Annotated in this window: 15 protein-coding genes; 3 read left to right on the top strand and 12 right to left on the bottom strand. The window is 52.1% G+C overall.

Annotation, left to right across the window (positions count from 1 at the left end):
• Position 1: 1 nt before the first annotated feature.
• Positions 2–376 carry a VOC family protein gene (locus tag BVC71_RS13855; RefSeq protein WP_086452298.1) on the bottom strand — a complete coding sequence of 125 codons (375 nt, stop codon included), beginning with the start codon at positions 374–376 and terminating at the stop codon, positions 2–4.
• A gap of 39 nt (positions 377–415) precedes the next feature.
• On the opposite strand from BVC71_RS13855, the gene BVC71_RS13850 reads away from it, so the two are divergent.
• Positions 416–961, top strand: a complete 546-nt coding sequence (locus BVC71_RS13850; protein WP_086452297.1) for a winged helix-turn-helix transcriptional regulator — start codon at positions 416–418, stop codon at positions 959–961.
• Here the strand turns inward: BVC71_RS13850 and argE are convergent.
• From argE to BVC71_RS13795, 11 genes are all read right to left on the bottom strand, one after another.
• Complete coding sequence (gene argE, locus BVC71_RS13845; protein WP_086452296.1) at positions 944–2,092, bottom strand: acetylornithine deacetylase; 1,149 nt, start codon at positions 2,090–2,092, stop codon at positions 944–946. The two genes, BVC71_RS13850 and argE, sit on opposite strands and share 18 nt — an antisense overlap.
• A gap of 3 nt (positions 2,093–2,095) precedes the next feature.
• Positions 2,096–3,280 carry a M24 family metallopeptidase gene (locus BVC71_RS13840; protein ID WP_086452295.1) on the bottom strand — a complete coding sequence of 395 codons (1,185 nt, stop codon included), beginning with the start codon at positions 3,278–3,280 and terminating at the stop codon, positions 2,096–2,098.
• Positions 3,281–3,479: 199 nt separating this feature from the next.
• Complete coding sequence (mprF, locus tag BVC71_RS13835) at positions 3,480–6,086, bottom strand: bifunctional lysylphosphatidylglycerol flippase/synthetase MprF (protein WP_240516868.1); 2,607 nt, start codon at positions 6,084–6,086, stop codon at positions 3,480–3,482.
• Between the two features lie 105 nt (positions 6,087–6,191).
• The gene (thiD, locus tag BVC71_RS13830) at positions 6,192–6,929 is read right to left on the bottom strand and encodes a bifunctional hydroxymethylpyrimidine kinase/phosphomethylpyrimidine kinase (RefSeq protein ID WP_240516867.1); all 738 of its coding nucleotides are present in this window, start codon (positions 6,927–6,929) and stop codon (positions 6,192–6,194) included.
• Between the two features lie 8 nt (positions 6,930–6,937).
• Entirely contained in the window at positions 6,938–7,918 is a 981-nt protein-coding gene (locus BVC71_RS13825) for a HesA/MoeB/ThiF family protein (protein ID WP_240516866.1), read from the bottom strand.
• Positions 7,897–8,487, bottom strand: coding sequence for a thiamine phosphate synthase (locus BVC71_RS13820; RefSeq protein ID WP_086452291.1), 591 nt, complete (start codon positions 8,485–8,487; stop codon positions 7,897–7,899). The genes BVC71_RS13825 and BVC71_RS13820 overlap by 22 nt, the downstream gene beginning before the upstream one ends.
• Positions 8,487–9,254: a thiazole synthase gene (locus tag BVC71_RS13815; RefSeq protein ID WP_086452290.1), complete on the bottom strand. Its 768-nt coding sequence runs from the start codon at positions 9,252–9,254 to the stop codon at positions 8,487–8,489. The genes BVC71_RS13820 and BVC71_RS13815 overlap by 1 nt, the downstream gene beginning before the upstream one ends.
• A gap of 1 nt (position 9,255) precedes the next feature.
• Positions 9,256–9,453, bottom strand: a complete 198-nt coding sequence (thiS, locus tag BVC71_RS13810) for a sulfur carrier protein ThiS (protein WP_086452289.1) — start codon at positions 9,451–9,453, stop codon at positions 9,256–9,258.
• On the bottom strand, positions 9,422–10,390 hold the full coding sequence (locus BVC71_RS13805; protein WP_086452288.1) for an FAD-dependent oxidoreductase: 969 nt from the start codon (positions 10,388–10,390) through the stop codon (positions 9,422–9,424). Before BVC71_RS13805 ends, thiS begins: the two co-directional genes overlap by 32 nt.
• Positions 10,387–12,186 carry a phosphomethylpyrimidine synthase ThiC gene (thiC, locus tag BVC71_RS13800; protein ID WP_086452287.1) on the bottom strand — a complete coding sequence of 600 codons (1,800 nt, stop codon included), beginning with the start codon at positions 12,184–12,186 and terminating at the stop codon, positions 10,387–10,389. The genes BVC71_RS13805 and thiC overlap by 4 nt, the downstream gene beginning before the upstream one ends.
• A 343-nt stretch (positions 12,187–12,529) precedes the next feature.
• On the bottom strand, positions 12,530–13,585 hold the full coding sequence (locus tag BVC71_RS13795) for an alpha/beta hydrolase family protein (RefSeq protein WP_165767781.1): 1,056 nt from the start codon (positions 13,583–13,585) through the stop codon (positions 12,530–12,532).
• A 137-nt stretch (positions 13,586–13,722) separates the two neighbouring features.
• Here BVC71_RS13795 and BVC71_RS13790 point away from each other — a divergent pair, with 137 nt between their 5' ends.
• On the top strand, positions 13,723–14,727 hold the full coding sequence (locus tag BVC71_RS13790) for a helix-turn-helix domain-containing protein (protein ID WP_086452285.1): 1,005 nt from the start codon (positions 13,723–13,725) through the stop codon (positions 14,725–14,727).
• Positions 14,728–15,440: 713 nt separating this feature from the next.
• The coding region (locus BVC71_RS13780) for a hypothetical protein (RefSeq protein WP_205905983.1) at positions 15,441–16,588 on the top strand (1,148 nt) is incomplete at its 3' end.

The raw sequence follows: 16,588 nt of genomic DNA, 5'->3' as shown, positions 1-16,588 counted from the left end.
TTTAACCGCCAGTCAAATCCTGCGCGATCATCAACGCGTTTTTATCTAGATCATATAGCGTTGCTGTTTTCACCATTCCTTCGACCACATCGGTTGGGCCATCAAACTGTACCCCAGCGGACTCAAGGACGGCGCGCGATGAATCTAAATCAGAGACGCCGAAAACGGGAACGCAATTTCCCGGCGCGGGTTCGGTGTGTTCGCCTAGTCCTAAAGTCACCCCTTTGGTGTTTGTTTGGATTTCTGACCAACCGGCTTCGTCAGCGTGAAAAAGCGTTTCAAAGCCAAACATCTGTTCATACCAACTGGCGCTGGCGTGTCGATCTGTGACGGAAAGGGCGATGGTGATAGTGTCGTTTACAGAAACAAGAGACATGGGTTTACCTGAGATAACAAAATATACTAACTATACTTTATGGACATAAGCCTTGTTGTCAATATCACTGCCAAAGCGTGGGCCTTGCCGATCCTATGGAACCTTGATGCCGGGGTGCCAGGGCGGCAGGCACCCCTGTTGGCTGCAACGGGCGCTAGCCGTACTGCCTTTGGTCATAGTTTGAACCATCTGATCCAGTTAGAAATTATCGAACGAAATCCCGGCTACGGTCACCCGCTACGGCCAGAATTCCGTCTGACAAAGCTGGGCGAAACCGCGGCAAGTTTGGCTAGTCGCATTCGCGCGGCCACTGGTGACGAGGAAAACCGATTATTGCGCCGCGCGTGGACGGTTCCGATTTTATCCCAGTTGGCGGAGCCGAATAGCTTTGGTGCGTTTAAACGGCAGTTGCCAATGATCACTGATCGTGCGTTGTCTCAGTCACTAAAATTGTTGGAAACGCATGACTGGGTCGTCAGGGATGTTGATGTAGCGGCGCGCCCTCCGAAACCTATTTACCACGCCATTAATGAGGGCGCATTGATAAGTCAGGCCGCATCTTATGCGTTAAATACGGTCCCCTAATTTTTGTAAAAGGTTCAGGCAGCTTTGTAGTTGATCGATTGCCAGAAATTCATTTGCTTTGTGAGCTTGAGCGATACTACCCGGGCCGCAGACAACCACATCCATTCCTAATTCCTGAAAGATTCCAGCCTCTGTTCCAAAAGGAACAAGGTGGGCAGTATTCGCGCCTGTAAGTTCAAACAGGATACGTTTGGCTGCATTTTCGTCGACCGGTATTAGGCCGGCGACTTCGCCTATAATTTCAGTGGTGATCGCGGCGTAGGGGTACACGCGCTGCATGTCTGGCAATAGTGTATCACGGCAATATTGGTCGATGGCCTGTTTTACAAATTTGGCATCCGTATTCTGAACAGGGCGCATTTCCCAATCTACCTTGGCGCGGGGTGGTATGACGTTGTGAACGCTGCCGCCGTTGACGGCACCCACGTTGATCGTTGTCCACGGTGGATCAAACGGGCTGCCAACTGGGGCCATGTGTTTTAGGTTTTCGCGTAACTCCAATAACCGCGACACATAGCGGACCGCGTATTCGACGGCATTTACGCCTAAATCGGGCGACGAACCGTGCCCCTCTAGCCCGCTGAAATGGGCGGTATATTCGTAACAACCTTTGTGACCTTCGACGACCTGCATCATCGTCGGTTCACCGATCAACGCCATCGCGGGCCGAATACCGCGTTGGCGCAAGGTTTCGGCCAAATGCCCTGCACCCACGCAACCGGTTTCTTCATCGTAGGTATAGGCAAAATGAATAGGCTTTGGTCGCGCCATTTGTGCATATTTAGGGGCTATTGCCAAAGTCGCGGCAATGAAACCTTTCATATCGCAGGTGCCGCGACCGTATAGGCGACCGTCCATTTCGGTCATTTGAAACGGATCGGTCGCCCATTTTTGGTCGGTTACGGGAACAACATCACTATGACCGGACAACACCATGCCGCCGTCGGTTTCGGGGCCCAAAGTGGCAAACAAGTTCGCCTTTTGCCCGCTGTCGTCGCGATAAATGTCAACCATCGCCCCGCAGGATTTCAGGTGATCAGCCATATAGGTGATCATGTCCAAATTGCTGTCCGCCGAAATCGTTGGAAATGCAATTAGGTCGGCCAGAATGCGTTTGGTTTCGGTCAGCATAGCCTATGGTTTCACGAAAAGTTGGCGTTCAACGTTGCACAACGGTTCTGCTGCACCGTTTTCACGGATCAAAATTGTTTCCGTCGTTTCCAAACCCCAGCTGTCCATCCAAAGAGCAGGCATAAAATGGAACGTCATTCCAGCTTGCAATACGGTCGTGTCTTCGCTGCGGATTGATGCAGTACGTTCGCCCCAATCGGGCGGATAGCTTAGCCCGATGGGATAACCCATGCGGCCGGATCGTTCGATCCCATAGCGTTTCAAAACGCCCATAAAGGCATTGGCGATGTCAGCGGTCAAATTTCCAGCACGCGCGGCGTTTAATCCTGCTTCGATACCTTCTAATTGAGCCTCTTCGGCACGGCGCATGTCATCGGTTGGCGTTCCCAAAAATACGGTGCGCGATAGCGGTGCGTGGTAGCGGCGATAGCAGCCCGACAATTCAAAAAATGTCGCTTCGCCCGTGTTCATCGGCGCGCCATTCCACGTTAGATGAGCGGCAGTGGCGTCTAACCCCGATGGGGTCAGTGGCACGATTGCGGGGTAGTCGCCCCAATCGTCATCGACGCCAGTAATGCCCGCGTGGAATAGATCGGCGACCAAATCATTTTTGCGAACGCCCGGTTCGGCGCGTTCTATTGCTGTCTTGACGACTTTGTCCGTAATCCGCGCGGCTTTGCGAATGAAACCAATTTCTTCGTTTGATTTTACCAATCGTTGCCAGTTCACAATCGCTGTTGCATCGAAAAATCGTGCGTTTGGCAGTTCCGCAGTCAAAACGGCGTGCGCTTTGGCGGAGTAGTAATAGTTCTCCATTTCGACGCCGATTTTGGCTGTTTCCAATCCGCGAGATTTGAACAACTGCGCTAAGTCCTGCATCGGGTGGAATTCGGTCGATTGGACGAAATGATCGCCATAACTAACAATGTGATCATGGGACATCCAGCACGTTCGCCGACCGCCCATCATGTCCATATATCGGCCCCACCAGATCGGATCGGCGTCCAAAGTCACCAATACGCCCTGATGAACGTAAAAAGACCACCCGTCATAGCCCGTGAGCCATGCTTGGTTAGAGGGGTCGGTGACAAATATTGCGTCCAATCCTGCATCACTGATTGCCTTGCGAGTCAGGGCCAAACGGCGATTGTATTCTGCTGTGCTAAAGGGGGTGTTGGATTGGATCATTCAGGTATTCCGATTTTGGCAGATCCCGCGCATTGCGGGAAAAAATGGCGCGCTTTGCATGCCACGTTTCGCTCGGCCGCAGCGCGCAATGCCTTTATTGCCAAGATACCCAATCGTAATCACAATCGACCGCGTTCGATCAATTGCAATTTCGCATAGGCTTTGGATTGACCTGATTTTTCAAGAATGCGCTGGTTTTCTAGGCAGGCGACGGATCCGTTTCGGGTTTGGTCGGAGCGTTGTTAATCAGGCTCACCACATCCGCAGCTACTGATAGAATGTTAGCCCGCGGAGGAACGGCGACATAGACGGGTTCCCATTCTGGGTCGAATTTGTCCTTGAACGTACGCAAGCCAGCAAAGTTATAAAACTGACGCCCGTGTTGATAGACCAATGCGCCCAATCGGGTCGACAAACTGGAACCGCGCCGCGCCTCGAGTCCCGATAACGGGGCATTCCCAAGCGAGAATTCTGCGTAGCCTTGCTCAGAAAAATGTAACAGCAGTGATGTAAACAGGAACTCCATCATCCCGCTTGGCGCATCATCGACATGGCGCATTAGGTCGACATTCACGCTTTGGTTTTGATCGGTGACCCACAGTGTTGCAAAGGCAACGATGCGGTCATCATGGCGGATCAACGCAATGGGTGCGCGAGAGATGACATCAGTATCAAACGCGCCGACAGAAAATCCTTTTTCGCCGCCAGATTTCGTTTTCAGCCACGCGTTAGAAATTTCGCGCAGATGTGGCAGTAAATCATCAGCGTAAGGTGGGGAAATTACTTCAAACGATAGACCGTCGCGCAGGGCACGATTGTACGTTGTGCGCAGTCGTTTACGTGATGGCCCATTAAGAGAGAATTGGGGCAAAGGAACGACCGCTTCTTCGCCCATTTTGACCAAAGCCAATCCCATTTCCAACCACAATGGGATCATGGATGTCCCAATAGAATAAAAAACGGGTCGGGCGTTTGCGGCGTAAGCGGCATCATGAAAAGCCCACGCAAGCTCGGCCAATTCAGATTTTTTGCCAAAGGGTTCGTGCAAGGCGATCCAGCTTCGGCCTTTGATCCGGTACATCAGAAAACTGTCGCCGCTTTCTGAAAACATCAGGCATTTATCGCCTGTTAGTGCGATATTGGCCTTTGCATCCGGCTGAGCCATTGCGATGGAACGCGCTTTTTCCAATTCAGCGCAGGTTGGCAACGCGTGGGTCATTTTGCCTGGTCGCAAGGCAAATACCAATAGTGACAGGATCAGAACAACCATTCCCACTAATCCGGCGCGTAGTGACCGTGGTGCAGTTTGGTCCGTAGCGAATTTCCACCATAGTTCATGGTCATAAGGGACGGCTTTGTGCGCGAAAAACAGAACTGATACGGCAGTAATGGCAATGCCGCCGATCAACAGTGTCCAACGCAGGCTAAATGCGTTCCGTGTCAGTCGTGTTGTCCGGAAAAATTCGCGTTTTGTCGGCCATAGGATAGCAAGCGCGATGCCCAAAAACAGCGCGCGCGGTGCATCCAATCCGTTCGCCAATGATGCGACGATGCCCGCGGCTAATGTAATAATCGCAAGCCACCATGCCCCTTGAACGCGGCGTAGCAAACCATGGGCAATGACCAACATCATCGCGCCCAATATGCTGGCCATAAGCGCGCCGCCTTCGATCACGGCGAGTGGTGTGAGCATGTTCAAATGTTCTGTGATTTCTGATGTCGGCGGGATCAAACTGGACATCATCAAAAACAGGCCCGACACTAACATCATCACGGCCATCGCCAGCGGGATCAACGCGCTAACGGATCGCGTTAACGGTGACAAGACAGTCATCATCGGGGTTAGGACCCGCCCAGATGCAGCGCGCGCCTCTGTCAGAGCGATCAAAATCAACGCTATTCCGAACGGCAGAAGGAAATAAATGGCGCGAAACAGCAATAAACCTGTCGCGGCCTGTTGCACTGAAACTGACGATGGCAAAGCCGCTATAATAACGGTTTCCAACACGCCGACACCGCCCGGAACATGACTGATCACCCCAGCCATAAGTGCCGCCGCAAAGACCGCTAAAAATGTAGCAAAGCTAAGGTCATTAGGCGGCAGCAATAAATAGAGCGTAACCGCTGCGAGCAGCACATCGACAAAGGTAAAGCCAAATTGCGCCAAAAGCAGTTTAGGTGATGGCGCCTGAAGCCGTACCCCGCGCAACGACACCGACGCACCTGTCGCGCTAAGCCAGAACAGAACTCCGCTCGAAATAATCACAATAACGACCGAGCTCCAGCGAATGATTTCGGGCGAAAGGTCAACCATATGGTTTAGTGCATAGGGATTATAAATCAGCGCCGCAAAACCAATGATTGTCGTCCCAAACCCAAAGGCAATTGATGCAAACGCAGCAACACCGGCAATATCCTGAGCGGAAAGCCCAAGTGCGGAGTAAATGCGATAGCGAACTGCGCCACCTGTGATCGGTCCGGCACCGATTGTGTTGCTCATCGCATAGCCCAGAAAGCTGCCTAGCGAGATGACAGGCATGGGCAGTGGTTTGTCGATATAACGTAGCGCCGACCAGTCATATCCGATCAAGGCGGCGTAACTGCCGCCGGTCGCCAAAATGGCCAAAGTAAGGATGTACCAAGGTGTTTGCCGCGCTTCGGTCAGGACGTGACGTAGGTCCACCGTTGCTAACTGATGATACAAAACCCACGCACCAATAGAGAACAGGGCCGCCGTCACGATCCATGGCATCAGCGGTTTGACCCGCCGCCATATGCTGGCCGCTTTATTGGCGTTGGCGCTCAAATTCCCCTCCGTCAAAACGGATCCCCTGTGGCTTGGTCTGGTGGTATAGCTATCAGATAGTGGGGAATAGGTTAAAATCTAAACTACGCCAATAGCGACGTTGTGCTAATCAGCCAGTTCGGTGCGCGCATTGGTTTCGTCCTCTGATATCCAATCAAAGATCAATGATTTGGCCCGATCGCAGGCGTGGCTTAGCGCATTGCCTTGGGCCAAACCACATGCAATCGCAGTGGCAAGAGCGCAGCCCGTACCGCGCATGTCTTTGTTCAAACGTTGGGACGAAAAGGCCTGTATCGTTGTTCCCTGAAACAGATAGTCGGTTGAAGCAACGCCTGTTGCGTGACCGCCTTTGATCAACACGGCCTTTGCGCCATTGGCCTGCAAAATTTCCGCCTGCTTACGGATGTTGGGTGGGCTCATTGCAACGGGTAGATGTGTCATCGCTGCCGCTTCGAACAGGTTGGGCGTGATGATATCTGCCTTTGATAACAGAGACGGGGGAAATGGTCCCGACATGAGGTCACGTCCCGAGGTGGATTTTAGGACTGGGTCAATCACGATGGGGCAACTAGCGGCGCCAATAGCATCCGCAACTGTTTCAGCGATTTCTGGGGTGCCTAGCATTCCTATTTTTATGGCAGCGGGCGTTTCGCTGGCTAAAGCAGCAGTGATTTGATCCACGATGAAATTTGCCGTCATCATTTGTACGGATTTCACCAGCTGATGTGATTGCGCTGTCACGGCAGTCACAATCGGCATAGTGCCAAGGCCAAAATGCTGGGCTATAAACGCGTCGCGGGTCAACCCAGCGCCACCGCTGCTGTCGGTTCCGCCGATGGTCATTATCATATTCATTGGCAGGCCGTTGCCGCCATTAGGGCCAAGTTGTCATAGCCATTTTCGGCCAATTTTTCAGCCGCACGCCATGACCTTAGTCCTGTTCGGCAGCATAATATGATGCGTTTATCTGTGGGTAGCGGCGTAGATAATAGGTCATCTATGGCGCACCGCTGCGCATTCGGATGGAGCAGGTCAGCATCAGCGCGTAATTCGATGACATGATCGTCAGGTGTCACCATACCTAATGACAGGAATGGCAGAGCCGTTTCTGGCTCTTCGCTTGTAATGAAATCAAACGATCCAAAAGTCATATCAGCAAGGTTCGCAGTAACCATTTTGCCTAAAGGCGATGGATCGGCCCCCAACAAAACGCGCAAGGCAAACTGCGCTTGCAGCGCACCAATTGTGCCTACGGCGGGGCCCATTACACCTGCCGTTGCACAAGTCGCGCTAGACTGCGGCAAGTCAGGAAAAACAGCCCGCAGAGAAGGGGCAGCGCCACAAAATCCGCCAACGTATCCGTTTTGGTCCAAGGCGCTTGCGCTAATAAGCGGGATTTTCTGCCGAAAGCATTCCTCCGACAGTATGTAGGACACGGCAAAGTTATCTGCGCAATCAACCACGATATCAGCACCGATCATGAACTCTGAGGCATTACCGGCACCGATTTGTTGGGTGACTGGTTCGGCAGTGACATCGGGATTTAGCGCCGTCGCCAGTTCGCAAGCGACGACCGCTTTGAATTTGCCAACGTCGTCTGTTTTGTAGATTGGCTGGCGATGCAGGTTGGTTTCTTCGATGCGGTCTGGGTCTGCGATGAGAATATGCCCGACCCCCGCGCCGGCCAGATATTGTATGACGGGGCATCCCAATCCGCCTGCGCCAATTATCAAAGCGCGGGATGACTGCAATTTTTGCTGACCATTCGCCCCAAAGTCAGGTAGGATCATTTGGCGGTTATAACGGTTCATCAGCCACACACCTTCAGCCATTCGCGTGTCCGTTCCGCGGGGTTTTTGGCGGTTTGAATATCTGTGACGACAGCGACGCTATCAGCGCCTGCCTGCAGGACTTTGGCACCTCGTTCGGGGGTTAGACCACCTATCGCGACTAGTGGTGTTTGTCCGATTTGGGTTTTCCATTCTGCGACGCGGTTCAGGCCTTGAGGAGCCCATTTCATCTTTTTCAGGGATGTTTCATAGATTGGCCCCAGCGCGATATAGGCAGGATCGAACGACATCGCGCGATCCAATTCAGTTTGGTCATGAGTGGACAAGCCAAACTGGATGCCAGCCGCCCGCAAGGCGTTGAAATCCGCAGTTTCCATGTCCTCTTGGCCTAAATGGACAAAATCGCAGCCCAATTCGATTGCCAATCCCCAATGGTCATTCACGACCAATTGAGCCGTATGTTTTTCACATATCGCTTTGGCGACTGTGATCTGACGACGGATGTCGGACTCGGATGCGTTTTTGATCCGTAGTTGGACCAATTTCACGCCCAATGGGACCAGCTGAACCAATGGCTCGACGCTACTGGTTATGAGGTAAAAACGTTGCATTAAACCAGCTCTGCCAATCCTAGGACGGGGGTGGATGGCACGGCAACATCGCGTCGTTCCATCGGTCCTGCTTGATATCCCGTCCGACCAGCGCGCACTGCCATCGCCATTGCTCGGGCCATTTGAACTGGGTCACCTGCCTTGGCGACGGCGGTGTTTAACAAAACGGCGTCCATGCCAATTTCCATCGCGGCAGCGGCATCTGACGGACGACCGATCCCTGCATCAACGATCAGCGGAATATCAGGGAAATGCGCACGCATGGCCCGCAACGCATCGGGGTTGCGTAGACCTTGACCCGATCCAATTGGCGCGCCCCAAGGCATCAATACCTTGCAGCCTGCTTCGATCAGTTTTTCGCCAACTACCAGATCGTCGGTCATGTAGGGAAAAACCTTGAACCCGTCTGCGGATAAAACGCGCGCTGCATGGACCAGCTCAAATACATCCGGCTGCAAATTGTCTGCGTGGCCGATGACTTCTAATTTAATCCAATCGGTTTCAAAAATATCGCGGGCCATTTGGGCAGTTGTGATCGCCTCTCTGGCGGTGTGACACCCAGCTGTGTTGGGTAGAATTTTTGCCCCCGTTTGACGGATGACGTCCCAAAATCCCGCGCCCGTACCTTGGGCTGTTTCACGGCGTAAACTGACAGTCACAATTTCACAACCTGCGGCCTTGATCGCGTTTTGCAGCACTTTGGGCGAAGGATATTGCGCTGTACCTAATAGCAATGGGGTGGCTATGTCTGTTTCATATATACGCATTTTATCCACCCTGCATTGGGGCAACGATTTCGATTTGATCGCCAGAATTGATAGGCGTCTCTGCGCGCGATTTTTTGGGCACAAATTGACCGTTTACAGCGGTTGCGATTGCCGGACTGTCAAAGCCAACTTCCGTTAAGATGTCGGACAATGTGTGCGATCTGACGTCAAACGGTTTGGAATTGACGATGATTTTCATGACTACCCTGCTTCGAAAAATGATGAACGACCTGCGCCGCCATTGCTGGCGCAAGTAAAAAGCCATGTCGATAAAATCCGTTTAGATGGGCCACGCCATTCGACTGGACGAGCCGTGGAAGATTATCAGGAAATGCTGGCCGCAGGCCGCTACCCGTTTCGATCACGGTTGCTTCGGCAAAGCTGGGATGAATGGCGAAGGCTGCGCTAAGGACTTCCGACAACGACCGCACCGAAATAGGGCGGGCCGAAGAGTTTTCGATCATTGTCGCGCCGATCATATAGACACCATCACCCCGTGGCACGAGGTACAGTGGGATACGCGGATGCAATAGTCGAATAGTCCGGGTAAGATTCAAATCTGGGCAATGCAAAATGGCCATTTCCCCGCGCACCATTCGCAAATCTGGCAGGTCCGATGCGGGCCCAGTACAATCTAGATCGACCCGTTTCGGTGCTGGGGTCCCGCATAGGATTTCAACGCCTGCTTTGGTTGCTTCGGTTGCCAGATCACGCAATGCTGTTCGCGGATTTAGATGTGCCTCTGTTTCGAAAAACAGACCATTGGCAAACCGATTGCCCAGTGCGGGCTCTAACGCTGCAATTTCGTCTGCGTGTACCCATTCATAGTTTCTCGTGCGTTTGGAAAATCGGACCAATTCGGATTGATCGCGGGGCGGGGCGACCACCAAGGTGCCCATCCGCGTTACGGGCGTTATCTGTTCCCACCAATCCGCAGCACCATTCGCTAGTTCTACAACGGTTTGATCGGCGCTTTCGCGTTCGCACCATGGGGCAAGCATTCCGCCTGCATAGCGCGAAACGCTGTCTGATCCGATGTTTTCACTGGCCTCGTAAACCCGAACGATGTGGCCTGCGCGCGCTAGTTCCAGCGCAGACGAAAGTCCGGCCAAACCTGCACCTGCAATGGTGATCATTCTGCGTCCTCGGTCACTGGCATGTACAAATCACCGCCGTTGCGGAATTTGGCCGCCATCGCTTCCATGCCCTCTTTTTGGGCCTCGGCGCGGATATCATGTGAAATGCGCATCGAACAGAATTTGGGTCCGCACATTGAACAGAAATGCGCGACCTTATGTGCTTCTTTCGGTAGGGTTTGATCGTGGAAATCGCGGGCGGTATCGGGGTCGAGCGATAGGTTGAACTGATCTTCCCAGCGGAATTCAAATCGAGCACGTGATAATGCGTCGTCGCGGCGCTGTGCCCCCGGCAAACCTTTGGCCAGATCCGCCGCATGAGCTGCAATTTTATAAGTAATTACGCCCGTTTTTACGTCGTCCCGATCCGGCAGGCCCAAATGTTCCTTTGGTGTGACGTAGCACAACATGGCGCAGCCAAACCAACCAATCATCGCGGCGCCAATACCGCTGGTGATGTGATCGTAACCAGGCGCGATATCAGTGGTGAGTGGCCCCAATGTGTAGAATGGCGCCTCGTGACAGCATTCCAGCTGTTTATCCATGTTTTCTTTAATCTTGTGCATGGCGACATGGCCGGGGCCTTCGATCATGACTTGGCAATCTTTGGCCCATGCGATTTTGGTCAGTTCGCCCAAAGTTTCCAATTCCGCAAATTGGGCCTGATCGTTCGCATCGGCGATCGATCCAGGACGCAATCCATCCCCTAGGCTGAAAGCCACGTCATATTGTCGGCAGATGTCACAGATTTCTTCGAAATGTTCGTACAGAAAGCTTTCGCGGTGGTGGTGCAAACACCATTTGGCCATGATCGACCCGCCGCGAGATACGATGCCTGTTACGCGTTCTGCCGTCATAGGCACCATGTGCAAACGGACACCTGCATGGATCGTGAAATAATCGACGCCCTGTTCGGCTTGTTCAATCAATGTGTCGCGGAAAATGTCCCAAGTCAGATCTTCGGCAATGCCATTCACCTTTTCCAGCGCTTGATAAATCGGCACGGTTCCAATCGGAACGGGGCTATTGCGGATGATCCATTCGCGTGTGTTGTGGATGTTGCGGCCGGTGGACAGGTCCATCACGGTATCTGCGCCCCAACGGATCGCCCAAACCAGCTTGTCGACTTCTTCGGCCATCGAAGAGGTCACCGCAGAAGTGCCCATATTGGCATTGATTTTTACAAGGAAATTACGCCCGATGATCATTGGTTCGGACTCGGGGTGATTAATATTGTTGGGAATAATCGCGCGACCAGCAGCGATTTCCGACCGGACAAATTCGGCGGTGACGTAGTCGGGAATATTCGCGCCAAAATCATTGCCGTCGCGATGGCAGGGCGCTTTTTCACGTAATTGATTTTCGCGAATTGCGACGAACTCCATTTCGGGCGTGATGATGCCTGCACGCGCATAGGCGAGTTGTGTTGGCGATTGTCCCGGTTTTGCCCGCAAGGGACGCGTCTTGATTGGAAATTCAGGTGTTAGCCGATCGCCATCGACAAACCCATTATCGGCGGCGGTAACAATGCGCCCTTCGTATTCTTCGACGTCGCCGCGGGCCATTATCCAATCAGTGCGCAATTTTTTCAGACCCTGAGTGATGTCTGTCAGGATGTTAGGGTCTGTATAAGGGCCTGAACTGTCATAAACGGGTAGGGGCGGTTCACCTGCGGTGGGGTGCATGGAAATTTCCCGCATCGGTACGTTCAGATCGCTAAAGATGTCACCTTTGACATAGATTTTGCGCGATCCGGGCAATGCGCCCGTGGTGATTTTGGGATTGGGTACATTCATTTTGGCGCTCCTCAAGCTCGAGTCTTAAAAAGACACCAGATGCAAAAGGAGAGGAGGCGAAGGCGCAAAACGCCCTCTGTTTCGGGTGAAAATACCAATGGCGATATGCCACCCTTAGCTTCCTACGCCAGTGTCAACTGGGTCAGGTTCAAAGGGTCGCGTCACCGGGCAAATGCCCACTCAGCCTCTCAGTCCCCTAGGCGGGACTCCCCTGCGTGGGTATTTGTTAGCAATGGGTTCGCGTATTTGTAAATAGATATTTTGTTTTTTCCACTTTGGGCTGATTAATCACTTAACTATATGTTTTTGGATATAAATGTCGCGGCCCCTAGGGGCCAACGACTTAGCTTTGGGTCAAAAAATCTTTTATCCGTTGCGCGATATCGGCGTGAATTTCCGCGCGTGACCGGCTGCCTGCGTCATCGCAGAGCGGGTCCGGTTCGCCTTCTTTTGCCAAAATATCGGCGCCCCGATCTGTGCACTCAGCCAGAAAACTAAAATGCGTCGCATCCGGAACAAAGCTGTGTTCGGCATTGGGGATCAACTCTGCTGCGGGCAAAGCGTAAACGCCGATTGGAACGGTGTCTTTTTCGCCCAAATTTAGAACCATCATGGAAATGTCGATGTTTTCCAAACTTTCAGGTGTGATCGTTTCGATAATACCTGGATCAATCGCGATGGTGCTCTTTATGCGTGGATCTTTCAATGATTGCGCGGCTGGCGACAAATCATAGGCATGCAAATCAACTCCGTACCGTGCGAGAAACGCACAATCTGACATGCCGTGATCACTTTCATCGCAGTAGCTTTGGAGTTTGTCAGGATCAACTTGGGCACCAGATAATGCCAATGCTGTATACCCGCCCGCCGAAAAACCGATCATGGAAATGTCAGATGTATCCATATACCCATAAACCTCTGGGTTTGCGGTGATTTCATCGATAACTGCGGTGATGTCAGCGGGTCTTTCCCAAACACGAACCGCAGCTTCGGCAGAAGCGTTACCGGATGTTGTGCCGGGGTGGTTCGGGATGACAACAACGTAGCCTGCGCTGGCTAATTCGGATGCGATCCAGCCAAACTGTCCTGCGTTACCGCCTGCGCCGTGCGACAGGATAACCAGCGGAAATTGACCGGCTTGTCGGGGCGCTTTGCTACCCGCAGGCGTTCCGTAGAATACACCGTTTCCGCCAACAGTAACGGCGCGACCGCCCGATTGAGCAGGATACCAAATCGCGAATTTTACATCTTCGCCGCGGGCAGGCGCATAGGCCGAACCAAAGTCTATACCGATATTGCCGTCATATCCTGGACGCGTCAGTTCATAACCCGCCCAGCTGATAGAGCCGAAAACTGTAGTCGCCGCTGCGATTTTTATCAGAGTGATGAATTTTGGCATTCGTCCGATCCTTTCTTGATCATGGCATGCCATTTTGATGCCTGCGGACGGCGCGGTGTTCGTCCTAAAACGCGATTTAGGTCGTCCTAGAACGTGTTCTGGTTCATGCTAGCGGCGTATTTGTTTAGGCCTTTACGATGATTTCCGTTCCCTTGCCGCTGTTTGCAACCTTTGTTTTGGTATTTGTTTTCGTGCGCTTTGTGACCGCGCGAGACATGGCAATGTTGGCCCACCGATTGTTTGCTTTGCTGATAGCGTCGTACTGTTTGCAATCATTTTTGTTGGTTTTGCGTTGGGGGTATGAACAGTCGGCGGTTGCTTTACCGATTGCTATAATCGCGCCTGTTTTGCCGATGTTGGCCTATTTGGCATTTGCCACGCTTATGAACGGAACCAAACGGTCGATTACTTTGTCGATTGTAGTCCTTGCTCTGACATGGACGTCATTTGTGGTCGTTCCCGAGATTTACGATCTAATCATCATAGCGACGTACTTGGGGTATGGTGGTCTATTGCTGTCCCGCGCGGCGCGCGGAGCTGATGTGTTGTCGTTTTCCCCGATTGTGAAAACGCAGGGTATTTTGTTTGCAATGCGACTGATTGGTGCGGGGCTGATTGCCTCTGCATTGACCGATGTTTTTATCATTGCCGACTTTATTCGAAACGGCGGGGATCATGTTGGATTGGTCATCACCTTTGTCCAAACGGGATTCATCTTGCTGATTGGCACCGCGTCTAGCGTTGCCAAATCCGCCCCAATTGATGATGACCCGTCCCCTACGTTGATCGACAGCACCGACGCGGATCAAGCGATCGTCAATCGGATTGAAACGATTTTCACAACCGAAGGTTTGCATAAATCCGAGGATTTAAGCTTGCGTAAATTGGCGCGTCGCCTTGGTATCCCAGACCGTCAGGTATCTAATGCAATCAATCGCGTCTGCGGCCTAAATGTATCTCAATTCGTGAATGATTTTAGGATCAAAGGGGCCTGTGAAATGTTGCGTCAAACCGATGCCAATATTTTAGAGGTCTCATTGGCGGCCGGCTTTGCGTCAAAATCGAATTTCAATCGCGAATTTCAGCGAGTGATGGGACAAACCCCGTCTGCGTGGCGTAAATCGAATGGCGGTAATTTGTAGACGACGACTGCCTGTCCTATGCCAGTTGGGGCTTCGTTTTTTGATTTACGGTTTGGTTGCAGCAGCTGTTCCCGAGTAGTCCGGCCGTAGCTTCAAGCACCGTATCTGCACGATTCTCCAACAGAACTTTTCGACAATTCTGTACCTTAAGAACACTACGTATTTTTCGGCAAAAATAGGCGTCATCTGACCGGTCTTTGGCCGCAAGCGAAAACCGCCCAATTGGTGTGTTTGATAGTTCGCAAGTTTAGATGGCAAAACAAATTGGACCAATTGGTAAGGTACTGAGTTTTGACACTTTTTGAAACAATTAGACCAAAGTGTAGGGGGGAATATCACTTTGGTTTACACCTTTTTTCAGACGGTGTTATGAGCAGAAAAAAGAGCAGAGCGAATCTACAAAAAAAAATCTGAGTAATACGGAAAAATCCAGAACAACAGGCAACCATACTTCATTCTTGTACGTAGTAGATCCAGCTCATCGTGGGACGCGATGATGCGTGGAATACGTTCGCCCATGATCGACGATGTTTTCGCTTTGGATTTCGAATTGTAGCAGATCGCTAACCAAGGACGGCAGCCGGCTACGTGCGGCATTAAGGGGACCAAAAGTGATGGACAGAAAGTTTAACCAGTTAGTTGGACTGGCGGGCGCTAAATTTAACTTTATCCAATATTTGGTGCTTCTTCTCTCACTGATAGCTATCCTCGCAATGCCTTCAGTTGTGTATGCGCAGCGTGTTTTGCTAAACGGCAGTTTCGAAGAAGGCGCGCCACCCTTGGATGGTTCGGGTAACTATGCGAACTCCTGTACTTCGCCTCGTGTTGTGCTGTCCGGGCCATGGGGTGCGTATGTCGTAGCTGATGATATTTTGGGTTGGGAAACCGGTGCGACATTTACGACTGACATTTGTTCACCCGGCACCAACGTCACTTATCCGGTCATCGAGTTTTCGAAAAAACCCGAGTTTGCGCCCTCTTCGCCGCAAGATGGTTCGCACTATATTGAATTGAACTCCTCAGATCGGTCTGGCGTGACGCAGTCGATCTGTGTTCAGCAGGGTGAAACGATCGGCTATTCGTTCTGGCACCGCTCAACACAGTCGACCGGCGATCCTGAAATCGTAGAAATGATCGTCGGCGGCCAAGTCATTGCAACGAGCGGCGATGCACCAGAAGGTTCTTGGCAAAATATAGCCGGTACGACCACTTACACAGGATCAACTGGTTTGACTACTTTCCAGTTTAGTGCTGTTTCTCCGGCTGTTGGCGCCGAAGGTAACCTGTTAGACAACATTTCGTTGACGCTGGTGCCCTATTTCAAGTTTGGAGCGGACAATTGGGCAGATAGCGAAACTGTCGGCAATCCTTCGGGTCCATCGATCATTGTCGATGGCACGGTGCCATCTGGTGGTATATCTGTTCCAATTGATATTAACGCAGCAAGCACCGCGACTGAGGGCGTGGACTTCACCTACACAAATACCATCTTTATTCCGGAAGGTGCGTACTCCAACACTGCATACCCAATTTCGTTCACAGTACTTCGTGATGACCTTGCTGAAGGCGATGAAACCATTGTGTTCGAGATCGGTGATTTGGGTACATCTGGTGAAATTGCCGATGCTACAACATGTTCGCCGGCCACTAACGCAGCGACCTTCACCATCCAAGACGCTCCCCCGCCCGTTGCGAACCCGGATACGCTGACAAGCGCGGTCTATGGCGCCGCGACGATCGCGCCTTTGGGCAATGACACGGATGCGGATGGCACGCTGGATGCGACTTCGGTTGTTCTGACGAATGCGCCAGCGGGTGCGACGCTTGCGGGTGACGGCAAAACGCTGACGGTTCCGAATGA

The sequence above is a fragment of the Marivivens niveibacter genome, from assembly GCF_002150005.2.
Classification (GTDB): domain Bacteria; phylum Pseudomonadota; class Alphaproteobacteria; order Rhodobacterales; family Rhodobacteraceae; genus Marivivens; species Marivivens niveibacter.
This window is presented reverse-complemented; position numbering and strand designations above follow the sequence as displayed.